Source organism: Mangrovitalea sediminis (assembly GCF_002514725.1).
Taxonomy (GTDB): domain Bacteria; phylum Pseudomonadota; class Gammaproteobacteria; order Pseudomonadales; family Oleiphilaceae; genus Mangrovitalea; species Mangrovitalea sediminis.
In genome coordinates this window covers 1-23,032 of record NZ_NTLB01000002.1, presented here as the reverse complement: position 1 = coordinate 23,032, position 23,032 = coordinate 1, and the positions used below count along the sequence as shown (strand labels likewise).

Sequence of the window (23,032 nt, the reverse complement as noted above, 5' to 3'; positions counted from 1 at the left end):
TTGAGAAGGACAACGCCGCATGTCGTTGCACAGCAGGGTGGTTTGGAGCGAGGGACTTTTCCTTCGCCCCCAGCATTTCCAGCAGCAGGACCGCTATCACGAAGCCTATGTCGAAGCCCGCTGCCGGGCGCTACGCTCCTCCGCCTGGGGCTTCGAGGAACTGGAAATCGACAACCAGCTGCTCAAGCTGGGGAAGATCGCCATCACTCGCTGCCTGGCACTGATGCCGGATGGCACCCCGGTCACCGTGCCCGACGTCGACGCCCAGCCGGAAATCCTGGAGCTGAGCGGCGGCCTCAAGAGCCAGTTGATCTACCTGGGACTGCCGGTGCGCCGCAGCGGCTCCCTCGAATACCAGATGAGCGAGGACGAACAAACGCCTGCCCGTTACCTCGCGCAGGAAATATCGATCCACGACAGCGCCTCCGAACATAACGACAGCACGGCTATCCAGGTCGCTCATATGCGCCTCCGCCTGCTCCTCGAGGAGGAGGACCGCAGCGGCTATACGGTCCTGCCCCTGCTGCGTATCCGTGAAGTGCGCGAAGACGGCGAAGTGATTCTCGACCCACAGTATGTCCCGCCGTTACTGGATATCCGCCAACACCCCTTGCTGGCCGGCGTGCTGGCGGAACTGTCGGGTCTGCTGCACCAGCGGGGCGAAGCCCTCGCCGGGCGCCTGCGGGACTCCGGTCGTTCCGGTACCGCCGAGGTGGCCGACCTGCTCATGCTGCAATTGGTCAACCGCCTCGAACCGCGCATGATCCAGTTGAGCCAGGTGAAGCCGCTGCATCCGCAGGACCTGTATCTGGAGCTGGCCGCCATGGCTGGCGAACTCTCCACCTATACCAGCACCCAGCGACGCCCCGAGGCGATTCCCGGGTACCGCCAGGGCGATCTGGAAAACTGTTTTGGTCCCCTCCTGCGCCAGGTACGCCAGGCGCTGAGTACCGTTCTCGAGCAATCCGCGGTTGCGTTGCCGTTGGTGGAACGCAAATACGGTATCCGGGTGTCGGCCATCGGCGATCGCTCGCTGCTCGATTCCGCCACCTTCGTCCTGGCGGTCAAGGCCGATATGCCCACCGAGCAACTGGCCTCACGCTTCCCGGGGCAGATCAAGATCGCGCCGGTGGAGCGTATCCGCGAGCTGGTGAATGTTCAGTTGCCGGGTATCGGCCTGCATGCGCTGCCGGTCGCACCGCGTCAGATTCCCTACCACGCCGGCTTCGTCTATTTTCAATTGGACAAGGGCGGCGACCTTTGGCGTGACCTGCAACAGTCCGGTGGCTTTGCCCTGCACGTCGGGGCCGACTTCCCCGGCATGGAGCTGGAGTTCTGGGCCATCAGGAACTAGTGCCCCATCCACGCGGGCCTTCAAGGATATGAGAGCATGAGCGATAAAGATCCCGGCGACCGGACCCAGATCAGCGGGGCTGGCGACCGCACCATCATCGTGCCGCAACCCGGCAGCCGGCCGCTGGGCCGCGCCGCGGGTACAGCTGCAGGCAGCCCTCAGCCAGCGGCCGCCACACCACCGACGGCAGCGGGCAATGTGGGGGACATCCCCTTGCGCAACGGCCTGAACCCGTTGTTGAACGTCGCTGCCGAACAGATTTCCCTGCTCGCCGAGCTGCGCCGCACTGCGCGCATGGACAACGTCGTCGAATTCCGCCAGAACCTGATTGCCGGCCTGCGCCGTTTCGACGCCGAAGCCCGCCAGAAAAACCTGGCCTCGGAGGTAGTGATTTCTGCGCGCTATGTCCTTTGCGCGGCGCTCGACGAAGCCATTCTCAATACGCCTTGGGGCGAACAAAGCGGCTGGGCCCGCGCCTCGCTGCTGAGCGTCTTTCATAACGAAACCTTCGGCGGCGAAAAAGTCTTCCAGATTCTCGAACGCGTGCAGCAACAACCGGGCACCTATCTGGATCTGCTCGAGTTCATCCAGATCTGTCTGAGTCTGGGCTTCGCCGGCAAATACAAACTGGACCCGCGCGGCGCCGAACAACTCGAACGCTTACGCGACAACCTGTTCCGCATCATCAGCCAGCAACGGGGCGAATCCGCGAGGGAGTTATCGCCTCGCTGGCAGGGCAGCACCAGCGGGCAGGCGCGGCTGGACCGGCGCATCCCCTTCTGGGTTATCGGCAGTGTCGCACTGGCCCTGTTACTGCTGGTGTATACCGGATTCCGGGGCTGGCTCAGCGTCGCGACCGAGCCGGTGGTCACCCAATTGCACCAGATCGAACAGAGCACGCCGGGGCCGGGCAAGCCCTCGAACTGAATTGATCGCGTCACGCGGGATGCAGCCTAAAAACTATGAAAATCAATCTGAAATGGATGCTGGATAAGCGCTTCCTCGGTTTCATCGGGCTCCTGGCCCTGTCCGTCGTGATCTGGTTCGGCGGCAACTATGTCCGCTTTGGCGCCGCCGCGGAGCCGGTGTCGCCGATAACCCGGCTGGTCATCATCCTGGCGATCTGGGTTATCTGGGGGCTCTCCCTGCTGATCGGACAGTTCCGTCAGTCACGCCGCAACCAGGCCATGGTCGAAGACATCGTCGACAGCAGTACCCAGGAAAGCGTCAGTGACGAAGAGAGCCGCAAGCTGACCGAGCGCTTCCAGGAGGCGATGGCCCAGTTGCGCAAGGCCCGTTTCCAGACCCGCTCCGGCCTGCGCAGCCTCTATCAGATGCCTTGGTACATCATCGTTGGCCCACCCGGCGCCGGTAAGACCACGGCACTGATCAATTCCGGCCTGCGCTTCCCGCTGCTCGAAAAGACCGGCCAGCACCACCTGCAGGGCGTTGGCGGCACCCGTCATTGCGACTGGTGGTTCACCGACGAAGCCGTATTGATCGACACCGCCGGACGCTACACCACCCAGGACAGCGACAGTGAACGGGACCGGGGCGGCTGGCAGCAATTCCTGGCGCTGCTGGGGAAATACCGGCCGCGGCGCCCCGTCAACGGCGTGATCATCGCCGTCAGCGTGCATGAGCTGATGACCAGCAGCCGGGTCGAACGCCAGGAGCGCGCGGCCGCCATTCGCACCCGCATCCAGGAACTGATGACCCAGTTTCACACCCAGGTGCCGGTCTATGTGTGGTTCACCAAGGTCGACCTGGTGGCCGGCTTCAGTGAGTTCTTCGAAGACATGACCGCCAGCGAACGGGAGCAGGTCTGGGGCATGACCTTCCCGGCCAAGCCGGATCAGGACGCCAGTAAGACGGTGGAATTCTTCGGTGCCGAATACGAGGCATTGATGGCCCGCCTCAACGACCGCGTCATGCAACGGCTGCAGCAGGAACGGGAACTCTCTCGACGCTCGCGGATTCTGATGTTCCCCGCCCAAATGGCAAGTCTGGAAAACACACTTCAGGAATTCCTCGGCGATCTCTTCACCGATTCCCGCTATGACCAGCCGATAGCCCTGCGCGGCCTTTACTTCACCAGCGGCACCCAGGAAGGCAGGCCCATCGACCGAGTGCTGACGCGCCTGTCAGCCCAGTACGGCCTGGACTACGTGGTCGACCAGAATGCACCGAAGCAGGGGCGCAGCTATTTCCTGACCCACCTGTTGCGGGAAGTGATCTTCCCGGAAGCCGAAATGGGTGGCGTCAATGCACGTTATGAACGACGCCAACGCGTTGGACGCATCGTCGGCTATGCGGCGATCGCGGCCCTGTTCATTGCCGCCGTCGGCGTCTGGAGTGCGAGTCTGCTGACCAACCGCAGCCTGATGACCCAGGTCAGCCAGCACATCAACACCTACCAGAACGACTTGCAGCAGAACGGCCAGCCGCAAAACCTGGCACAGGCCGCCGATCGACTGGCTCCCCTGTATCAGGCCACCCAGGTCTATCGGCAGGTGCAGCACCCCTGGCTTTCGAGCCTCGGCCTCTATAACGCCGACGTGCAGGATGGCGCCGATGCAGCCTACCGTGCCGCCCTCGACAAGCTGATCCGACCGCAACTGGTCCGTACCCTGGAGAACGCCATCGCCAGCGCCAGGACCAACGAAGCTCTCTACGACGATACCCGCATCTACCTGATGCTGGCCGAGCCGGAGCATCGCACCAATGCCGATGTCCTGCAGTGGTTCGAACAGCACTGGTCTCAGGATTTCAGCGGCCAGGCCACCCGTCAGGCGCACCTGGTGACATACCTCGGCGACTGGCTCGCCACCAAGCCCGGTGCCCAGGCCACCGATAAGGCCCTGCTGGCGACGGCGCGCGCAAGGCTGAGCCAGGTTCCCATCGAGGAGCGCATCTATCGTCAAATTCAACATCAGCCGCAGTTCGCCCGTCGCCGCGACATGAGCACGCAACTGGGGCTATCCGCCTCGGGGCAGTTCAAGCTGGGCAGCGGCACGACACCGACGGCACTGCAGATTCCCTGGCTCTATACCAAGGCCGGCTATAAGGCGCTGGACCTGTCGCCAAATTCCGACCTGGTGCGCAAGTATTCCAGCGAGCAGTGGATTCTCGACGCCAAGCAGCAGCAGGACTTTACCGATGCGGACGTAAAGAAGATCGTCGCCCGCATCCGCAGCCTCTATTTCGCCGACTATGTGGATACCTGGGAAGGCTTCCTCAAATCGCTCTCGATTGCGCCCATGCATAGCCTGACCGACAGTGGGCAGCGCATCAGTGACGCCGGCAAGATTCCCACCTCCTCGCTCTATCGCGCTCTACAGCAGGTCGATGAGGAAACCCGCCTGGTACCGCGCCCGCCGGCCCTGAAAGCGGGCGGCAGCGGCAAGTCCGGCGCAGCGAAGGCCGCGGTGGCCGCCCTCGCCGATAAGGCGCTGCCGCAACCAACGCCGGTGGATACCCATTTCGCCAGCCTGCATGACCTGTTCGACCAGAACCAGATCGGTGGTTACTTTAGCGGCATCGCCCAGTTCGGCGCCCAGATCCAGCAATTCACCCTGACGCCCAACGCCGGCGAGGCGGCCTACCGTTTCGCCAAGGCACGCTTTAGCGGTCAGGGGCAGGATCCATTGCAGGCACTGCGGCTTCTCGCCACCAAGGCCCCAGGACGCCTCGGGGACTGGCTGCAGCAACTGGCGGATGACGGCTGGCAACAGGTCCTGCAATCCGGATCCGGCTACCTCAGCGATCAGTGGAAGGATCAGGTCTATAGCGTGTGCAAAAACACCCTCGCCGGCGCTTTTCCGTTTAAGCGAAAGGCGTCCAACGACGACGCCCTCAACGATTTCGCCAGCTACTTCGCGCCCGGCGGCATCGAACAGCAGTTCGTAGAGAAATCGATCGCACCGTTCCTGGGCGGCGGACACGATATGGCATTGCAGCGCCTGGATGGACAGAGTCTGCAGATCAGCCGTTCGGCCCTGACCCAGATAGCACAGGCACGGGACATCCGAAACGCCTTCTTCCGCAATGGCAAGGACCCGCAACTGAGCTTCTCCCTGACACCGGAGAACCTCGATAAGACCGTGCGGCGTTTCCAACTGGCGTTGGGAAGCCAGTCCATCGCCTATTCACACGGCCCCCAATTGCCGACCGGTTTCAACTGGCCTGACAAGGGAACCGATGTCAGCGTCCTGTTCGAAGATATCAACGGCACCCTGCACCGCAAACGCTGGCAGGGCGACTGGGGACTGTTCCGCATGCTGGAGGACAGTCAGGTCAAGGCCAGCCAGGGCGGTCGCCTTTACCATGTCACCATCAACGTCGATGGCCGCAAGGTAATGCTGCGCCTGAAAGCCTCCAGCACGCTCAATCCCTATCAACCCGGCTGGCTGGGACGCTACCAGTGCCTGTCGAAACTGTAAGCGCAAGCGAACCCATCGGCTGCTTCGGCAAGTTGCCGGGCAGCGGCGACTTTTTGCGTCGAGGACTCTCCCAGCCCGTCGCCGAAGCCTGGGACCGATGGCTGCAGCAGGCCATGCTGGCCGCACGGGAAGCACTGGGAGAACCCTGGCTCGACCACTATCTGGTGGCGCCGGTGTGGCGTTTTGCCCTAAGCCCGGGCATCTTGTCGGACGCCCCCTGGCTCGGTCTCTGGCTGCCCAGTGTCGACAGCGTCGGCCGCTACTTTCCGTTCACGGTACTAGCCCCCTTACCGGCAGGAGCGGCGCTCTGCCAGGCAACGGAAAGCGCTGCCCTCTGGTTCGATCAGACCGAATCCCTTCTCCACGACTTGCTGCAACAGCGCCTGAGTCTGGATGAGGCCGAACGCGGCTGGTCAGCTCGCTGGCCAGGCAGCTGGCCTGCCGCCAGCAACCCCACCGGCGAGGCCTGGGTGCAGGAAACCGTTGCTGCAGGCCAGGACCCTGCGCCAGGCTGGAGTGGCCTGCTCGACGTCATGCTCACCCGGCAGGGATTGCCGCTTTCCCTCTGGTGGCACAACCGCCTTGAAGGACATCCCGGTGCGATCCTGACCAGCCGGGGCTTACCCAGACCCTACTCCTGTACCGCCCTGCTCGACGGCAACTGGCGTCAGTGGGCCTGGGAAACTTTATAACCGGTTCTCGGCTAAGGGCGACGACCGTCTTGAAGGAGAGCACGCATGGCTCAGTGCCCGACAGAAGCGCGAACCCATGTCGGCAATGTCCGTAGCGGTAATGAAGACGCCCTGCTGGCGAAGCCGGAGGCCGGTCTTTGGGTGGTGGCCGATGGCATGGGCGGCCATCAGGCCGGTGAATATGCCAGCGGCCTCATTGTCGAGCGCATTGCCGCCCTGAATCCACGCGCCTATCTGGCGGATTTCGTCGATCAGGTGGAAGACTGCCTGCTCGGCGTCAACCGGGACCTGCTCAGTTTTGCCCACGCCAACTATCCGGGACAGGTGGTCGGCAGTACCGTCGTCAGCCTGCTGATTCGGGATGGTGTCGCCGTTACGCTCTGGGTAGGGGATTCCCGCCTCTATCGTCGCCGTAACAACCAATTACAGCGTATGACCCGGGATCACACGAGGGTCGAGGAAATGGTCGAGCAGGGCGTGCTCACACCAGAATCGGCCGCCAATCATCCTGGCGGTCATGTACTGACCCGTGCCATGGGTGCCGAAGAACGACTCTGGGTCAGCGTTGCCGCCTGGCAGGTGCGTCCCGGCGACCGCTATCTACTCTGTTCCGACGGTCTCTGGGGCGAGCTCTCCGCGACGGCACTGGAACGGGAAATGGCAACCAAGGCATTGAAAACCGCAGCAGATAACCTGCAGTCGAACTGCCTGGCCGGGTCAGCGAGGGACAACCTTTCCTTCATTATTGTGGAGGTCGCCTGATGGGTAAACGCGGCAAGGAAACCCTGAACGACTTGCAGCAGCAGTACTTCGAGGGCGAGATAAGCCAGGACGAATATCGGCGGCGGCGGCGGGATTGGCTGGAGGCCTTGTTGCAGGGCGCAGCGGCGGAGGAGCCAACAGTGGTGCAGGTGCACAAGGCACCGGTACGTCGCCGTTTCACGCGACCATTTCTGCTGGTTGCCTTCCTGATCGTCGTACTGGCGCTGGGGCTGGCCCGAGTCTTCTGGTGACCCGGGCCTCGATCGCGAACCTAGAGCTTCTTACCCGCCGCGAGGTCATAGCCTACACGCTCAGGTGTACCTGTCGCATTATCGCGATCGGCCGCCGTGTAGGACATCGTCACCTTGCCGAAGCTCAGGCTGATGCTTTCCGACGGAGCCCCCTCAGAACCGGCGCTGACGGAATAGCTGCTGATCAGGCAATCCTCGAGTTCGTAGGTCACGAACTTATCGATCTTGTCCGCAGAGGTCCGCACCACGTCAATAACCACTTTACAGCCATCGGAACCGGTCAGGGACTCCTTGAAAAGGCCGGACGAGGCCTTGTCCATGACTTTTGAAACCATCATTTCGGAGATGTTCGGACGCGTCGCTTCGCGGTTAGCCAAGTGGCCCGCTTCCATGCTGATAGAGCGACCGACACCGAACTGGTAGGAATCCAGACGGATCCAATCCTTATAGCCTTCTGCGGTGACGTTACCTTTCACTTTCAGTCCGTTGAAGTTCATGTAAATAGCCATTGTTCTTCTCCTTGTGTCCTTGTTTTTGGCACCGCGCCTGCTGCGTCGTTGCTGGGTACCGCCGGGTATGGATTGCTGCTTTCTATCGTTCACCCCTGCTGCCGGTGACAACTTCCCGGCAACAACGTTGTGGACCGAGTATGGTGAGCGCTCCCCCAATGCACAATCCCCAAAACATGGCTTTTTGCACCACTCTGGCACCCTTTTTGGAGAGTGCCACCTGAGAGCCATTCCACACCATTTTTTTGATCTGGTGACCATTTAAAAAAAGGGGGCAGAGTCAGCCACGCAACCAACCGTCGACCGTCGCTCCAAAAAAATCGAAATTTCACATTAAAAAACAATCTATTAGAGCGTCGCAGGAAAACTCAAAGAAAAAACAGGACGACATTTTGACTCTGGCACCCTTATTCACTGTAGAGACGTTCATATGACGCCAGAGGCGCTGCAAAGGAGCCCTGTACGCTTTTAATTAGATTGTTTATTTATAAAAAACTGTTTGATAATTCATTTCGCAAATGCATCGAAAAGCGCGTGAAATGGTTTCGCGCTGCAAGTATTTTTGACTAGTATTGGTGATGCATTGCCAAGGGTTCGTTTACCGGAGGCGTTGTTGGGAAGACTCCTCTCGAGTCCTTCCAGTCCGGTCACGAAAGCACGCATCGGTTTGCAAAATAGGGCATGGATCATGGCGAGCGAGTCCGCCGGCCAACAGACGACCAGCCAGCGCTTGACGCTGAAAACGCCTCTCGGCGGCAACACCCTCATTCCCGTTGCCTTACAGGCTCAGGAAACGCTGTCGTCGCCTTTCGCGTTCCGGATTGATGCGCTCAGCAGCGATGAGGACATCAAACCCGACGCACTGATCGGCAAGCCGGTGACCGTCACCGTGCAGAGTGATGGCGGACTGAAGCGCTATTTTTCCGGCCTGGTGATCCGGCTCGCCGCCGGCCGGATCGACGAAAAACGTCGCCGTCATTACCAGCTGACCCTGGCCCCCTGGCTCAGCCTGCTGCAATATCGCACCGATTGCCGTATCTTCCAGGCGCAAAGCGTTCCCGACATCGTCAAGGCCGTGTTTTCCCAGTTGGGATTCAAGGACTTTGAATGGCGCACCCAGGGCCAGTATCCGGCGCGGGAATACTGTGTCCAGTATCGGGAGTCCGATTTCGCTTTCGTCACGCGCCTGCTCGCCGAGGAAGGCCTGTTTTACTACTTCACCCATACGGACTCGAAACATACACTGGTCATTGGCGACCACAACCACGCCTACGAGAGTATCAGCGGCAACATCGATGTCGTCGGCGGCGCGCATACCAAGGCACATATTCACACCTGGTCCCGCGACTGGAACTTCGTCAGCGGCAAGATCAGCCTGACCGACTACAACTTCGAAACCCCGGCCGCCGATCTCCAATGCCAGCGCGACACACTGGTCAAGCTACCCAATATCAGCCAGTTCGAGATCTACGACTTCCCCGGCGACTACCTGCAGAAACAGGCCGGGGAGCGCTACAGCCGCACGCGTATCGAACAGTTGGAATCAGGTTTCACCCTGATCAGCGGCGAAGCCGATCACCCGCTGCTGATGCCCGGGACAACCTTCCAGGTGGGCGTGCATCACGACCGCCAGGAGCAGGGGGGGCATTATGTGGTGACCTCGGTCACCCATGAAATCGAGGAAGGCAGCTACCGGGCAGGCTCCGGCGCCGGCAGCGTCTATCGCAACAGCTTCCGGTGCGCCCCGGCGGACACCGTCATGCGCCCTGCCTTTGTGCCGGAAGCACCCCGTATCAGCGGCACCCAGACAGCACTGGTCGTCGGCCCCTCCAACGAGGAAATCCACACCGATAAGTATGGCCGCATCAAGGTCCAGTTCCACTGGGACCGCCTGGGTAAGAAAGACGAAAAGAGTTCCTGTTGGATCCGGGTCGCCCAAGCCTGGAGCGGCAAGCGCTGGGGGGCGCAGTTTCTGCCGCGGATTGGCCAGGAAGTAGTGGTTTCTTTCCTGGAGGGCGACCCGGACCGGCCGTTAGTTATCGGCAGCGTCTATAACGCCGAACAGATGCCGCCGTATGAACTGCCCAAGGAGCGCCATCAAAGCGGTTTCAAGTCCCGCTCCACACTCAAGGGTGGCGTTGAGGATTACAACGAGATCCGGCTGGTCGATGACAAGGGTAAGGAACTCTTCCTGATTCATGCCCAGAAGGATCATACCCGCGAGGTGGAGAACGACCAGACCGAGTCCGTCGGCCACGACGCCAGCATGAGTATCGGCAACAACGAAAGCCGGTCCGTGGGCAAGAACCAGTCGGAGTCCATAGGGGGCGACGCAACGCTGGCGGTCAGCGGCAACCAGAGCCGCACCGTCAACGGCACAGATTCCCACAGTATCGACAAGGACCAGAGTGTTTCGGTCGGAGGCAATAGCTCCCAAACGGTCAGTGGCGGACGCAGCGTTTCTGTCGGCAAGGACGACAGCCTGCAGGTCAGCGGCAAGCGTTCCCAATCGGTGGGCGACGACCTGCAGAGCGAGGTGGGGGCAGACTTCAAGGAATCTGTCAGCGGAAACTCCACCCACAGCATCGGCAAAACCTTCGCTGTCTCTGCCGACAAGGTCCAGCTCACCGCCAACAGCGAAATCGTGATCAAGACCGGCGGTGCCGAGATCGTGCTAAAGAGTAGTGGTGATATCACCATCAAAGGGAGCAATATCAATATCAAGGGATCAGGCAGCGTGAATATCAAGGGCAGCACGATCAAGCAGAACTGACGGAGGGGCCATGACGGAATTGGAAGAGATTATGAGGGTCGGCCAGGCTCCGACGACATCGCCTACCGCCGGAGATTTGCTGATCGGGGAAATCATTGGCATCGATGCCGGTGGACGGCCGCTGGTCGGCTGGGACCCGGCAAGCCTCGAAACCCCATGCGCCGCACTGAGTACCCAGCCGGTCAGTATGGCCGACTGCGGACGCCGCGTCGCCCTGGCCTTTGCCGGTAATGCCGGAGGCATGCCTCTGATTCTGGGCTTTCTGCACAGCGCCCTGGATCAGGTCGTCGCAGTCACCACAGGCGCCGCCGAGGCGGAGGGAAAGGCGCCCGATGCGGTGATCCGACGCACGGAAAGCGGCGTCGAAATCCATGCCAGCGATAACCTGACGCTGGTCTGCGGCAAGTCCCGTGTCACCCTCACCAGCGACGGCCGTGTACTGGTCCGAGCCGAACATATCGTCAGCCGCGCCCGGGGCGCCCATCAGATCAAGGGTGGCTCCGTCCACCTGAACTAAGGCCAGGATTCATGGTTTCCCTTCACTCAGGACATCGTCATGCTGGCCCTCGATAGCGAGCCTTTTGTCGCCAGTCTGAGCGTCGCCACCGACCTCGACGGCGCCCAGGCGATCCTGCTGGCGGTCAAAGCCTGTTATTCTCTCGATGCCCTGCCGCGTCTGCTGGACGAACAGGAAGACGTACTTCCCGCCGACGATTACTACGGTGCCCCCAACGCCAGCAGCCTGCGTTATCCCGCCGACCTGCACCTGCCGCAGCCCGGCACCAGCATTGGACTGGTCGGTCAGGCCTGGATACCCAACGGCCACCAGCGTGGCGCCATCGATATCGGTGTGCAGGTCGGTGACCTGCGCAAGACGGTACGTGTCTTCGGTGACCGGACCTGGGAAGGCGGCAGCATCTCCGATCCCCAACCCTTTTCATCAATGCCGCTGACCTTCGAAAACGCATTCGGCGGTACCCATCACTTCAGGCCCGACTTACCCCTGGGGCCGGACAGTGCCGTCGCCTTCGACGCCAACCCGGTCGGTAAAGGCTTTATCGGCAAGCGCCGCGGAGACGAACTCAACGGGTTCGCCCTGCCCAATCTGGAAGATCCGTCGAACCTCATCACCAGTTTACGGGACCGTCCAGCGCCCGTGGCACCCGGTTTCATCGCCCCCCACTGGCTGGCCCGGCGGCGCTTTGCGGGCACCTATGACGCCACCTGGCAACAACAGCGCGCCCCCCTTTGGCCGCGGGACCTGGACCCGCGCTTCTTCCAGGCCGGCGCCCCCGGCTTCAATCTCGAACAGGCCTTTTTGCAGGGCGGAGCCCCCATTCGGTTACTGAATCTGCACCCGGCGCTGCCCCGTATCGATACCGTGGTACCGGCCGATAGGCCGCTGGCCAGAGCCTGGCTGGACGGAAGCCAGGTCGACGTTTCCCTGCGCCTGGAAATGCTTCGGCTCGAGCCTGACGCCGGACGCATGGTGCTGGTGTGGCGGGGCCTGTTGCGCTGCGAGCGCAAGGTCCTCAAGGTATCGCGGATCCGGATCCGCCCAGCTGACCCGGTAGCAGAGGCGGTTGCATGAGCAGTGCCGCCCTGGTCGCCACAGCCCTGGTTTCGCCGGTGGGGATAGGCACCCGCGCCACCTGGGCGGCCGTTCGCGGCGGCATCAGCCATATTCTCGACTCGGCCTTTATCGGCGAAAACGGTCAGCCGATCAGGATGGCTGAAGTCCCCGACCCCTGCCTGCCGCCCCTGCCGGAAGGCATCGCAACGGGCAAAACGGCCCGTTACCGTCGCATGCTGCGCCTGTGTATCGCGGCCCTCGAACAGATCAACGCCCCCTCGTCGCGTCCTGTCCCCCTGTTCCTGGGCTTGCCGGAAAAGGATGCCTCTGGCCAGTACCCTGCGCTGGAACCATTTCTGACAGAGATATCCCGCTGTTTTCCCGGGCGCCTGGACCTGGTCAGCAGCCGCGTCTATGCGGAAGGGCGGGCAAGCGGATTCAAGGCATTGGAAGCCGCCCTGGATATGTTGTCCCGCGCCGGCGATGAACAGACCATGGTCCTGGTCGGCGGTGTCGACAGTTATCGCGACCCGCTGTTGCTCGCTCACCTGGACTGCGCCCAGCGCCTGCTCGGCCATCGGGGTGACGGGTTTATTCCCGGCGAAGGCGCAGGTTTGCTATTGCTGCGCAAAGGGCCTGCGGCCGGCACCATACAACTGACGGCCGCCGCCAACACGGCAGAACCGGGCCACCTGCTCAGCGATGAGCTTTGCCACGGAGACGGCCTGACCCAGGCCTTTGCAAAGACACTGGCTGCCGCGGATCAGCCGGTCAGAACGGTCTTCTGTGGACTGAACGGTGAAAATGCCAGCGGCAAGGAGTGGGGCCTGGCGGCTGTGCGCCTGGGGGGGCGGCTCGATCCTGCCTTCCGGCTCTTTCACCCGGCAGACTGCTACGGGGACCTGGGGGCGGCCAGCGCACCGGCCCTCTGGTGCCTTGGAGCGCTGGGGCTGGCCCAAGGGCACCTGCGCGGTCCATTATTGAGTTGGTGCGCTGCAGACGCGGCCCCCCGGGGCAGCGCCTTGTTGCTGGCGCCAGCATAAATGACAGAGAAAAGGGAGAATCCAGATGCCTAGCACCGTATTCGCCAATGGCCGCGGTGTCGTGCACAAGGGAAGCGGCGGTTTGAGCACCGTGTGTCCTGACGTGTGCAAAACGCCAAGTCCGGCCGGACCGATTCCAATTCCCTACCCGAACATCGGCATGGCCTCCATGACCAGCGGTGGCCCCACCAAGGTGAAAACGGACAACCAGATGCCGATGGTGCAGGGCGCCAAATACTCGATGACCTCCGGTGACGAACCCGGCAGTGCCGGCGGGGTTATCAGCGGCAAGATCAAGGGGGCTGCTGAATTCATGCTGTATTCATTCGACGTTAAGTTCGAGGGCAAGAATGTCTGCCGCATGGGTGATCCCATGTTCCACAATGAACGCAACGCCATGGGCTAACCCAGTGGCTGAACCTCTGCACTACATACCGGCTGTACTGGAAGCGCACCTGGATCAGGGAGCCTTCCTCTGGCAACAATGGTATGACGAACGCTTCGGTGAACAACCGGATGCCGCGCAAGGCGGCTCAGCGTATGAGCGGCTTGCGCCCCACCTGGAAGGCTGGCTGCTTCAACCTGCAGCCGCCTGGGCACTTTATCGTGAGCGTTGCGCCCTGGGCCTTGCCGATGCCGGCGAACACTTTCTCGGCGCCGGTCTGGCGCTGCAGGGCGCCCAGGTCGAGCAGGTTCGCACTGTTATGGACGAAGCAGGGGACTGCGCCACCCTGATGGCGATTCACGATGCCATGCACCAACTGCCGGCCTCACGGATCCGCCCCTGGGCCGAACGTTTCGCAACGGCCCCTCATACGACCCTAAGCCTGCTCGGCCAACTGTTCATCGACCCGGCTCTCAGCGGCCGATCCACCCCCCTGCCGGCCGACGCCTCGCCAGGGCTGCTCGAATTCCTCAGCCTCAGCGTACGCCCCCTGCAAACCGTGGAGGCCGCACTGGTCGAGGCAGCAGTCAGACTGCCCCCGGCCGATCGCTTCCGAGTGGGTCGCCATCTCCTCGGTACCGCCAACCGCGGCGCGGCCCTGGCGGCCTTGCTCCCCCTGACACTGGAGCCCTCCGACTATCGCGACGAAGTCATCCGCCGCTGCTTTCGTGGCCTGGATCAGGCAACGGCCAAACACTGGATACAGCGCCTTAAAACCTCGGACGACAGTACCCGGGCAACGATTCTCGCGATCGGCTCCCTGCGTGAAAAGGCGCTACTGCCCTGGGTACTTCAGCGCCTGCATGAGCCGCCCCTCGCACGTGTTGCCGGCTGGGCCGTCACACAGCTGCTGAATGTGGATCTCGCCGAAAGAGGCTGGATAGCCCCCGAACCAGCCATTGAGGCTCCCTTCATCGACGACCCCAGAGACCTTAACTGGCCCTGGCCCGATGCCGAATCCATCACGGCTTACGTTTACCAGGAACGCGCCACCCAACAGGAAGAAAACCTGGCAGCCCGCCCGTAGCCAGACCTCAGTCCCGTCCCGCCGATAGCATTGCGCTATGAGAAATACGGCAATTTCCCGCAATGGCGTCTAAGCTCAACAGAGATTGAGTGGTTGATTGCCGTTGTGTACGCCGCACACCGCTTTACCAGAATCGCGTACGCAACAAAGGACACATGATGCAGAACGGTACCCTGTTGAAAATCGCGGAGGCTTTGGAGGTCATGTTGGCTATCTTGCTCTTCGTCCGGATACATTGGTTATATCAATCACTCGCCGCGCCCAAGCGGGGAATGGCTATGGCCCCGGCCCATCAGGAGCCGGAAAACCCCCAGGCCGCACTTGAACGTTATGTCGATGGCTTTTTTGGCCCACGAGCGGACTGACACCGCTCGCCACAGGACCTCTCCCCTTCACCCGTCAACCTGTCCACACAGCTCCTATCGATATTGGCAACCGGCCAGATGCCGCCGGATACCGTCAGAATCCGCCAAGTTTGTCGCCAACTTTTGTCATGGTCCACAGGTTGGAGACGATCCACAATAGACCCCATGACACCGCCTCCAGGAACAGTTGCGCCTGATGGGCGGTCAATCCCATCATGGGCGAAACGCACCATAAAAGAGGAGTCGACAGATGCTGGCAAAAGACGTGGTAGCAGTGATCACCGGGGGTGCATCGGGCTTGGGAGAAGCAACCGCCCGGACACTGGCGGCAGCCGGCGCAAAAGTGGCGATCCTGGACATGAACCTGGATGCCGCACAGGCGGTCGCCGCGGATATCGGCGGCATCGCAGTACAGTGTAACGTAGCCGATGCGGCGAGTGCCGAAGCCGCCTTCGCGCAGGTACGGTCATCGCTGGGTCTTTGTGGCATCGCCGTCAATTGCGCGGGTATCGCACCTCCCGGAAAGATCGTCGGCAAGGAAGGCCCGCTGCCCCTGTCCGACTTCGACCGCGTCATCCAGGTCAACCTGGTCGGTAGCTTCAACATCCTGCGTCTGGCCAGTAACGACATGGCACAGCGCGAGCCCAATGCCGACGGCGAGCGCGGCGTTATCATCAACACCGCCTCTGTGGCCGCCTATGAGGGCCAAATCGGACAGGCCGCCTACGCCGCTTCCAAAGGCGGCGTGGTGTCGATGACCCTGCCGGCCGCCCGCGAACTCGCGCGCCACGGTATCCGGGTCAACACCATCGCACCGGGTATTTTCATGACGCCGATGATGGCCGGGCTGCCGGAGGCGGTTCAGGAAAGCCTGGCGGCAACCGTGCCGTTCCCGCCGCGCCTGGGTAAGCCTGAGGAATACGCCTCACTGGCCGCCCATATCGTCGCCAATCCCATGCTCAACGGTGAGGTGATCCGCCTCGACGCCGCATTGCGCATGGCGCCCCGCTGAGACCGGGAACCCACTGAAATCTGGAGGAAGTGCCAAGATGAGTTCCCAGGATCTGACCACCGATACCGAAATGACGGTCTTTCGCGATATGACACGTCGCCTGCTGGAGCAGGAAGTGCAGCCCCACTACGAGCAGTGGGAAAAGGACGGCATCATGCCCCGAGCGCTTTGGAACACGCTGGGGCAGGCTGGACTGCTGGCGGTCGACGTGCCAGAAGCCTTTGGCGGCTGTGGCGTGCCTTTTCCCTACTCGATGATGATCCTCGAGGAAATGGGACGCATGGGTTTCGCGGCACTGGCCTGTAATGTCATGGTGCATTCGGACATCGTCACACCGTATCTGACCCATATCGGCAACGAGGCGCAAAAAGCCGAATGGTTGCCACGCCTGGTTTCCGGCGAGGCTGTCGGCGCCATCGCCATGACCGAACCGGGCGCCGGTAGCGATCTGCAGGGCATGCGCACCACTGCACGGGCCGACGGCGATGATTTCATCCTCAACGGCTCCAAGACCTTTATCACCAATGGCCAACATGCGGACCTGGTCATCGTCGCCGCCAAAACCGATCCCAACGCCGGCGCGCGAGGCGTCTCGTTGTTCCTGGTCGACACCAAACTGCCCGGTTTCAGCCGGGGCCGTAACCTGGACAAGATCGGCATGCACTCGGGCGACACCTCGGAGCTGTTTTTCGAGGATCTACGCGTACCGGCCAGTGCGATACTCGGCGAACTCAACCGTGGTTTCAGCTACCTGATGCAGGAACTCCCTCGCGAACGGCTGAGTATCGGCCAGATTGCCGTTGCCTGTGCCCGAGGCGCGCTGGATTGGACCATCGCCTATGTCGAGGAGCGCCAGGCATTCGGGCAGCCGCTCAGTCAGTTGCAGAACACCCGCTTCCGGCTGGCCGAGATGTACAGCGACTTCCGCGCCAGTCAGGCACTGGTGAAAGAGTGCATTGACCTGTACAGCCGCGATGCCCTCGACGCACCTACCGGCAGCCTGGCCAAGCTCAATGCCAGTGAAATGCAGGGGCGCGTGATCGACGGTTGCCTGCAGCTCTTCGGCGGCTATGGCTACATGACCGAATATCCCATTGCCCGCGCCTACGTGGATGCACGGGTACAACGAATCTACGGCGGCACCTCCGAGATCATGAAGGAAATGGTCGCCAGAGGGCTGCTGGGCCGCTGACACGGTTGCCCAAGGCCCACCGCATAACCTGTTTCGAGGAATAAGACGATGAGCGAAGAAGTCTGGATCGTAGGGGCGGCCCGCACCCCCATGGGTGGGCTGCAGGGCAGTCTGGAGCCGGTCAGGGCACCGGACCTGGGCGCCGTAGCCATCAAGGCGGCGTTAGAGCGTGCCGGTCTGCCGGCGGATGCGCCCGAGGAAGTCATCATGGGTTGTGTGCTACCCGCCGGGCAAGGCCAGGCGCCGGCACGGCAGGCCGCATTGGCTGCAGGCTTACCCGATTCGGTGGGCTGCACCACCGTCAACAAGATGTGCGGCTCCGGCATGCAGGCGGTGAAATTCGCCATTAACCAGATCCGCGCCGGGGAATCCGACACACTGGTCGCCGGCGGCATGGAAAGCATGTCGCAGGCGCCTTATCTGCTGCCCAAAGCCCGCGGCGGTATGCGTATGGGCCACGGCCAGGTTCTGGACCATATGTTCCTGGACGGTCTGGAAGACGCTTATGAGCATGTGCTTATGGGCGTCTTCGCACAACGCGCCGCCGACAAGTTCAATATCGGTCGCGAGGCAATGGACCGCTATGCCCTGCTGTCCCTGGAAAGGGCCAACACCGCCATTCGCGACGGCCTGCTGAAAGACGAGATCGCCGCTGTGACCGTCAGCGACCGCCGTGGCGAGCGGGTTGTGGATACGGACGAGCAGCCGGGTCAGGCAAAACCGGAAAAAATCCCCCAACTCAAGCCCGCCTTTGCCAAAGACGGGAGCGTCACTGCGGCCAACTCCAGTTCCATTTCCGACGGCGCCTCCGCGCTGGTACTGATGTCCGCCAAAGCCGCCCAAGCACAAGGCATCAAGCCGCTCGCCCGCATCGTTGCCCACAGCACCCACGCCCAGGCCCCGAGCGAGTTCCCGGAAGCCCCCATCGGCGCCATTCACAAGGTATTGGACAAGGCTGGCTGGTCACTCGACGAGATCGACCTGTTCGAGATCAACGAAGCCTTCGCGGTCGTGACCATGCTGGCGATTCAGGAGCTGGGACTCGACGAGAACAAGGTGAATGTCTTCGGCGGCGCCTGCGCCCAGGGACATCCCATCGGTTCCAGCGGCTCGCGGATTCTGGTCACGTTGCTCAACGCCTTACGTCAGCGCAACGGTCGCAAGGGCATCGCGGCGATCTGTATCGGTGGCGGCGAGGCGACGGCAGTGGCGGTGGAACTGCTCTGAGTCAGGGAACCTCGTCCCGCTGCACCTGCCGGTAAACCAGCGGGCTGACGCCGGTCCAGTGCTTGAAGGCACGGGAAAAGGCGCCGGCCTCGCTGAAACCGACCTGTGCGGCGATGCTGGCGATCGATACCCGCTGGTTGGTCAGCAGGTTGATCGCCAGATCACGCCGGTAGCGGTCCTTGATCTGCTGGTAGGAAACACCTTCCCGTTTCAGCTTCCGGTTCAGTGTGTAGGGCGACATGTGCAGGCGCTCCGCCAGCTCTTCCAGCGTCGGTAACACCGCCTCATCGTTGCTATCGAGCAGGAAGCGCACGCGGCGGGCAACGCTGTCGTCCTCATCTTCCCAGATCAGCAAACCCTCCGGCGAGCGTCGCATATAGCCGGCCAGCTCCTCCTGGGTGCGCTGCGGCGGCAGTGCCAGGTAATCGGCACTGAAACGGATGCTGTTTTCCGTCTGCTCGAACAGGCAGTGGCAGGGGAACGCGAACTTGTACTCGTAAAAGTGCGGGGGTAGCGGGTGCGTGAAGGTCGCTTCCGTGAGGATGATCTTGCGCCCGATCAGCCAGCCCATGAAGCGGTGCCAGACCAGCAGCAGGAACTCGGTAATGAAGTGATCCGGGTCCAGTTCCGGCGACCGGTGTTCCAGGCTGATGATGGCCTGATCGCCCTCGCGACGGAACCGGATCACCAGATCGCGGGTAAAGGTGTTGTAGCAATAGATGCTCTTGCTGATCGCCGCTTCCAGGTTGTTGGCATTCAGCACATAGTGGCCCATGATGTTGAAGTGGCCCAGATGACAGGGGTGGGTGGTGCGCCCGAGGAATTCGTCGTCCATATCGCGCCAGACCTTCTGGAACAGCCTGACCAGCTGCCGGGCGGGAATCCGTGCTGCCGGGCCATCCAGAATCTCCGGCTGAATGGACAGGGACTGCAAGAGCGGCGTCACATCCGTTCCGCGACGGCGCAGCGCATGCAGCACGGCGCGGGCGTAATGGCTCGCGATGGTCAGGTTATGCCCCGGCTCCAATTCATTTCTGTGCTTGCTATTCACCGCCTCTCCACTGGGTCGACATCCCGCTGTCAGACGCAACTATTGTCAAGAATAATGAAAGGATGCGTCATGGCATTGCAGCGTTATGATGCCATTAAATAAGTGCTCTCAGATCGTTGTCGCCCGCTTCGAGCCCGGCCAGGAGGAACCACAATGACAATAAGTTACCAGCAACTGATCGACGCTTTTGATCCCCTCGAACTGGAACAACGCTTTGACGGCGACTTCGACAAGGGAATCAATGTCTGCCACGAAATTTGCGACCGCCACGCCCAAGGCGAACGGATCGCCCTGATTCATACCGGACTCGACGGCCAAACCCGCCAGTACAGTTTCCGCACGCTCAGCGAGCGCGCCGCCCAATTCGCCCATTATCTCAAGTCCCACGGCATCGGCAAAGGCGACCGCGTCGCCGGGCTGCTCCCCCGCAGTCCCGAGCTGCTGATCACCATCCTGGGTACGCTCCGCGTCGGCGCGGTCTACCAGCCCCTGTTCACCGCTTTCGGTCCCGATGCCATCGGTTACCGGCTGCAGCGGGCCCAAACCCGGCTGGTCGTCACCAACACCGAACAGTGGCACAAAGTCGCCGCATTGGACAGCCGACCCCGCACCCTGCTCGTGGGAACGCCAGGAGATGACGTTGCGGCCGACGATCACTGGGACCAGGTGCTGGCACAAGACACCGTTTTCGAGCCGGTTCTGCTCACGCGGGAAGACCCCTGCCTGCAGATGTTCACCTCCGGCACTACCGGTAAGGCGAAGGGCGTCAGCGTGCCGGTCCATGCCCTGCTCGAATTCTGGGTCTACATGACTTACGCCGTCGACCTGCGGCCGCAGGAAGACCGCTTCTGGAATGTGGCCGATCCCGGCTGGGCCTATGGCCTCTACTATGGCGTGGTTGGGCCGCTGTCCCTCGGTGCCACCATCCATTTCAACGAACATGGGTTCACCGCCGAAAACACCCTGGCCTTCCTGCAGGAGCACCGCATCACCAACCTGGCGGCCGCTCCCACCGCCTATCGTCTGCTGATGGCCAACGAGGAGCTGGTGGCGCAATATCCCGATATCGCCTTACGCTCCGCCAGCAGCGCCGGTGAGCCGCTCAACCCGGAAATCGTCAACTGGATGCAGCGGCACTTTGACTGTCCCACAGCCGACCATTATGGCCAGACCGAAACCGGCATGACGGCCGCCAACTTCCATACCGCTGAACATCCCCGCCACGCGGGCGGCATGGGCTACCCGCTGCCCGGTTTCCGGCTGGTCGTGCTGGGCGCCGAAGGTCAGGAACTGCCGCCCGGCGAAACCGGGGTTTTGGCGGTCGATACCGACGCATCGCCCCTGATGTTTTTCCGCGGCTACAGCTGGGGTGAGAAGAGTGCCTTCCAGGATCACTACTACCTGACCGGCGATATGGTGCTGCAAAACGACGATGGCTCCTTTGCCTATAGCGGCCGCGACGACGACGTCATCACCTCGGCCGGCTATCGCATCGGCCCTTCCGATGTGGAAAGCAGTCTGCTGGAACACGCCGCGGTGGTGGAAAGTGCCGTCGTCGGCAAGCCGGACGCGAAACGGGGACATATCGTCAAGGCCTATGTGGTGCTGGGAAGCCGTCATGTACCGAGCGAAGAGCTCGCGGAGGAGTTGAAGATGTTCGTGCGAGACCGCTTGTCCGGCCACGCCTATCCGCGGGAAATCACCTTTGTGGACGAGCTGCCCAAGACACCCAGCGGTAAGCTGCAGCGCTTCCTTCTGCGTCAACGGGCGGCGGAAGAAGCCGGTAGCGACTAGGTAAGACCGCGCCCACACCTCACACCGGGACAGCCTGCTGTCCCGGTGGCATCAAGTCTCCACCATCAACAGCTCGCGCCCTTCCTTGCGCCAGGCCAACGCGAAGACCAGCAATCCGGCGACAGCGCAGGCGGCACCAACATAGCCTGTCGAACTCCAGCCCAAACCCGCCGTGATCGCCATCCCCCCCAACCAGGGACCGAGGGCATTAGCCACATTGAAAGCAGCATGGTGCGAAGCAGCCGCAAGTGTCTGCGCATTGTGGGCAACGTCCATCAGACGTGTTTGCAGGGCCGGCCCCAGCGCAACCATGGTGGCCACCGCAAAGGACGCCAGCAGCATGGACCAGAGCGATCCCGTGGCCAGGGGAAAGACCAGCAGCACCAGCGTGCTCCACACCAGCAGCCAGCCAACAGCGCGAAAACGCAACCTGTCGAACAACCAGCCTCCGGCGATATTGCCGACGATCCCTCCCAGGCCAAAGGTCGCCAGGGCCAGAGGAATCCAGTCCTCGCTCACATGCGTGACTTCCAGCAGGGTCGGTGCCAGGTAGCTGAACACGCAAAACATACCGGCGAAGCCGATAGAGCCGATAGTCAGCGCCAGCCAGACATGAGGTCGATTGAACGAGCGGATTTCATGCAGCGGGTCGCTGCGCGTTTCCTGATGGTTAAGCGGCAGGAAGAGGAAAACCAACAACACGGTGAGCAGCGCGATTGCGCCGACAAAGGCAAAGGCGTAACGCCAGTTCAGGGACTGCCCCAGCCAGGTCGCCAGTGGATTGCCGATCAGCATGGCAATGGTCAACCCGACCATGACCCGGCTGACCGCCTTGCCCCGTTGATGGGGCGCCACCAGCGAAGCCGCGACCAGCGCCGCAACGCCAAAGTAGGCGCCATGAGGCAGTCCGGCAATGAAGCGGAAAACCATCAGCGAGTGGTATGTCGGCGCCAGGGCACTGGCGAAATTCCCCAGCGCGAAGAAGCTCATCATCAGGATCAGCATGTGCCGGCGGAACAAGCGCGCCCCCAAAATCGCCAGCAAAGGCGCCCCCACCACTACCCCCAATGCATAGGCGCTGATCACATGGCCGACCTGGGGTTCGGTGATGTGCAGATTGTGCGCAACGTTTGGCATCAACCCCATGATCGCAAACTCACCGGTACCGATACCGAATCCCCCCATAGCCAGGGCGAATTCGATCAGCAGCAGGGTCGTTTTCGACAACGGGGGCATGGGACTGCTGGCTTGAGCCGTCATGGCATCCTTCGATTCAGGTTTAGGGATCGAGCGTAATGCGTGAGGGAAACTTTCGAGGGTTACAGGTTATCGGGTCTGACTTCGAGAAGGGAATAGGTATACGACCAAAAGTTGAGGCGGGGTGAGCTAAGGATGCGAGCGACTATCGACAGATTGACAGTCGCTCGCATGATGACGGAAATGCCTACTGCTATCAGGCATGGGTATTACCCGAAGCGACGACGAGCGGTGAAACCGATCCCCAGCAGCCCCAAAGCCAT

General features: G+C 61.8%; 20 protein-coding genes. 17 read left to right on the top strand and 3 right to left on the bottom strand.

Annotated elements, in window-relative coordinates:
* Positions 1 to 19 precede the first annotated feature (19 nt).
* From tssK to CLR77_RS05970, 6 genes are read left to right on the top strand one after another with little or no spacing between them, the layout of a single operon-like run.
* Positions 20 to 1,354 (top strand): type VI secretion system baseplate subunit TssK, encoded by a 1,335-nt coding sequence (gene tssK / locus CLR77_RS05995; RefSeq protein ID WP_097459732.1) that lies wholly within the window; start codon positions 20 to 22, stop codon positions 1,352 to 1,354.
* A gap of 36 nt (positions 1,355 to 1,390) precedes the next feature.
* On the top strand, positions 1,391 to 2,281 hold the full coding sequence (icmH, locus tag CLR77_RS05990; protein ID WP_097459731.1) for a type IVB secretion system protein IcmH/DotU: 891 nt from the start codon (positions 1,391 to 1,393) through the stop codon (positions 2,279 to 2,281).
* A 35-nt stretch (positions 2,282 to 2,316) separates the two neighbouring features.
* Entirely contained in the window at positions 2,317 to 5,796 is a 3,480-nt protein-coding gene (tssM, locus tag CLR77_RS05985; RefSeq protein WP_097459730.1) for a type VI secretion system membrane subunit TssM, read from the top strand.
* Entirely contained in the window at positions 5,778 to 6,488 is a 711-nt protein-coding gene (gene tagF, locus CLR77_RS05980) for a type VI secretion system-associated protein TagF (RefSeq protein ID WP_158227125.1), read from the top strand. Before tssM ends, tagF begins: the two co-directional genes overlap by 19 nt.
* Before the next feature lie 45 nt (positions 6,489 to 6,533).
* Positions 6,534 to 7,250: a PP2C family protein-serine/threonine phosphatase gene (locus tag CLR77_RS05975; RefSeq protein ID WP_097459728.1), complete on the top strand. Its 717-nt coding sequence runs from the start codon at positions 6,534 to 6,536 to the stop codon at positions 7,248 to 7,250.
* The gene (locus CLR77_RS05970; RefSeq protein ID WP_097459727.1) at positions 7,250 to 7,501 is read left to right on the top strand and encodes an SHOCT domain-containing protein; all 252 of its coding nucleotides are present in this window, start codon (positions 7,250 to 7,252) and stop codon (positions 7,499 to 7,501) included. Before CLR77_RS05975 ends, CLR77_RS05970 begins: the two co-directional genes overlap by 1 nt.
* A gap of 20 nt (positions 7,502 to 7,521) precedes the next feature.
* Here the strand turns inward: CLR77_RS05970 and CLR77_RS05965 are convergent, their stop codons facing one another.
* Positions 7,522 to 8,010 carry an Hcp family type VI secretion system effector gene (locus tag CLR77_RS05965; RefSeq protein ID WP_097459726.1) on the bottom strand — a complete coding sequence of 163 codons (489 nt, stop codon included), beginning with the start codon at positions 8,008 to 8,010 and terminating at the stop codon, positions 7,522 to 7,524.
* 688 nt (positions 8,011 to 8,698) lie between these two features.
* On the opposite strand from CLR77_RS05965, the gene CLR77_RS05960 reads away from it, so the two are divergent.
* From CLR77_RS05960 to CLR77_RS05915, 10 genes are all read left to right on the top strand, one after another.
* A complete protein-coding gene (locus CLR77_RS05960; protein ID WP_097459725.1) occupies positions 8,699 to 10,783 on the top strand; it encodes a type VI secretion system Vgr family protein in 2,085 nt (694 codons plus the stop codon).
* Between the two features lie 10 nt (positions 10,784 to 10,793).
* The gene (locus CLR77_RS05955) at positions 10,794 to 11,300 is read left to right on the top strand and encodes a DUF6484 domain-containing protein (protein ID WP_097459724.1); all 507 of its coding nucleotides are present in this window, start codon (positions 10,794 to 10,796) and stop codon (positions 11,298 to 11,300) included.
* A 39-nt stretch (positions 11,301 to 11,339) separates the two neighbouring features.
* On the top strand, positions 11,340 to 12,374 hold the full coding sequence (locus tag CLR77_RS05950; RefSeq protein WP_097459723.1) for a DUF2169 family type VI secretion system accessory protein: 1,035 nt from the start codon (positions 11,340 to 11,342) through the stop codon (positions 12,372 to 12,374).
* The gene (locus CLR77_RS05945; protein ID WP_097459722.1) at positions 12,371 to 13,399 is read left to right on the top strand and encodes a beta-ketoacyl synthase N-terminal-like domain-containing protein; all 1,029 of its coding nucleotides are present in this window, start codon (positions 12,371 to 12,373) and stop codon (positions 13,397 to 13,399) included. Before CLR77_RS05950 ends, CLR77_RS05945 begins: the two co-directional genes overlap by 4 nt.
* A 25-nt stretch (positions 13,400 to 13,424) precedes the next feature.
* Complete coding sequence (locus CLR77_RS05940; RefSeq protein WP_097459721.1) at positions 13,425 to 13,805, top strand: DUF4150 domain-containing protein; 381 nt, start codon at positions 13,425 to 13,427, stop codon at positions 13,803 to 13,805.
* 4 nt (positions 13,806 to 13,809) lie between these two features.
* Positions 13,810 to 14,871, top strand: coding sequence for a hypothetical protein (locus CLR77_RS05935; RefSeq protein ID WP_097459720.1), 1,062 nt, complete (start codon positions 13,810 to 13,812; stop codon positions 14,869 to 14,871).
* 155 nt (positions 14,872 to 15,026) lie between these two features.
* Positions 15,027 to 15,236: a hypothetical protein gene (locus tag CLR77_RS05930; RefSeq protein WP_143269367.1), complete on the top strand. Its 210-nt coding sequence runs from the start codon at positions 15,027 to 15,029 to the stop codon at positions 15,234 to 15,236.
* Between the two features lie 250 nt (positions 15,237 to 15,486).
* Positions 15,487 to 16,248, top strand: coding sequence for an SDR family NAD(P)-dependent oxidoreductase (locus CLR77_RS05925; RefSeq protein ID WP_097459718.1), 762 nt, complete (start codon positions 15,487 to 15,489; stop codon positions 16,246 to 16,248).
* A gap of 37 nt (positions 16,249 to 16,285) precedes the next feature.
* Positions 16,286 to 17,440, top strand: coding sequence for an acyl-CoA dehydrogenase family protein (locus tag CLR77_RS05920; protein ID WP_097459717.1), 1,155 nt, complete (start codon positions 16,286 to 16,288; stop codon positions 17,438 to 17,440).
* A gap of 48 nt (positions 17,441 to 17,488) precedes the next feature.
* Positions 17,489 to 18,667 carry a thiolase family protein gene (locus CLR77_RS05915; protein ID WP_097459716.1) on the top strand — a complete coding sequence of 393 codons (1,179 nt, stop codon included), beginning with the start codon at positions 17,489 to 17,491 and terminating at the stop codon, positions 18,665 to 18,667.
* Position 18,668: 1 nt separating this feature from the next.
* Here CLR77_RS05915 and CLR77_RS05910 read toward each other — a convergent pair whose 3' ends face one another.
* Positions 18,669 to 19,718, bottom strand: coding sequence for an AraC family transcriptional regulator (locus tag CLR77_RS05910; RefSeq protein ID WP_227519828.1), 1,050 nt, complete (start codon positions 19,716 to 19,718; stop codon positions 18,669 to 18,671).
* Between the two features lie 153 nt (positions 19,719 to 19,871).
* Between CLR77_RS05910 and CLR77_RS05905 the strand changes: the two genes are divergently transcribed.
* A complete protein-coding gene (locus tag CLR77_RS05905; protein WP_097459715.1) occupies positions 19,872 to 21,512 on the top strand; it encodes an AMP-binding protein in 1,641 nt (546 codons plus the stop codon).
* A 51-nt stretch (positions 21,513 to 21,563) separates the two neighbouring features.
* On the opposite strand, the gene CLR77_RS05900 is transcribed toward CLR77_RS05905, so the two are convergent.
* Positions 21,564 to 22,772: an MFS transporter gene (locus tag CLR77_RS05900; RefSeq protein WP_097459714.1), complete on the bottom strand. Its 1,209-nt coding sequence runs from the start codon at positions 22,770 to 22,772 to the stop codon at positions 21,564 to 21,566.
* Positions 22,773 to 23,032: the final 260 nt, after the last annotated feature.

Bases quoted from the DNA above. Each gene is read 5' to 3' on its own strand.
- tssK (WP_097459732.1), top strand. From the start codon at position 20: ATGTCGTTGCACAGCAGGGTGGTTTGGAGCGAGGGACTTTTCCTTCGC.
- icmH (WP_097459731.1), top strand. From the start codon at position 1,391: ATGAGCGATAAAGATCCCGGCGACCGGACCCAGATCAGCGGGGCTGGC.
- tssM (WP_097459730.1), top strand. From the start codon at position 2,317: ATGAAAATCAATCTGAAATGGATGCTGGATAAGCGCTTCCTCGGTTTC.
- CLR77_RS05975 (WP_097459728.1), top strand. From the start codon at position 6,534: ATGGCTCAGTGCCCGACAGAAGCGCGAACCCATGTCGGCAATGTCCGT.
- CLR77_RS05970 (WP_097459727.1), top strand. From the start codon at position 7,250: ATGGGTAAACGCGGCAAGGAAACCCTGAACGACTTGCAGCAGCAGTAC.
- CLR77_RS05965 (WP_097459726.1), bottom strand. From the start codon at position 8,010: ATGGCTATTTACATGAACTTCAACGGACTGAAAGTGAAAGGTAACGTC.
- CLR77_RS05960 (WP_097459725.1), top strand. From the start codon at position 8,699: ATGGCGAGCGAGTCCGCCGGCCAACAGACGACCAGCCAGCGCTTGACG.
- CLR77_RS05955 (WP_097459724.1), top strand. From the start codon at position 10,794: ATGACGGAATTGGAAGAGATTATGAGGGTCGGCCAGGCTCCGACGACA.
- CLR77_RS05950 (WP_097459723.1), top strand. From the start codon at position 11,340: ATGCTGGCCCTCGATAGCGAGCCTTTTGTCGCCAGTCTGAGCGTCGCC.
- CLR77_RS05945 (WP_097459722.1), top strand. From the start codon at position 12,371: ATGAGCAGTGCCGCCCTGGTCGCCACAGCCCTGGTTTCGCCGGTGGGG.
- CLR77_RS05940 (WP_097459721.1), top strand. From the start codon at position 13,425: ATGCCTAGCACCGTATTCGCCAATGGCCGCGGTGTCGTGCACAAGGGA.
- CLR77_RS05930 (WP_143269367.1), top strand. From the start codon at position 15,027: ATGATGCAGAACGGTACCCTGTTGAAAATCGCGGAGGCTTTGGAGGTC.
- CLR77_RS05925 (WP_097459718.1), top strand. From the start codon at position 15,487: ATGCTGGCAAAAGACGTGGTAGCAGTGATCACCGGGGGTGCATCGGGC.
- CLR77_RS05920 (WP_097459717.1), top strand. From the start codon at position 16,286: ATGAGTTCCCAGGATCTGACCACCGATACCGAAATGACGGTCTTTCGC.
- CLR77_RS05915 (WP_097459716.1), top strand. From the start codon at position 17,489: ATGAGCGAAGAAGTCTGGATCGTAGGGGCGGCCCGCACCCCCATGGGT.
- CLR77_RS05905 (WP_097459715.1), top strand. From the start codon at position 19,872: ATGACAATAAGTTACCAGCAACTGATCGACGCTTTTGATCCCCTCGAA.
- CLR77_RS05900 (WP_097459714.1), bottom strand. From the start codon at position 22,772: ATGACGGCTCAAGCCAGCAGTCCCATGCCCCCGTTGTCGAAAACGACC.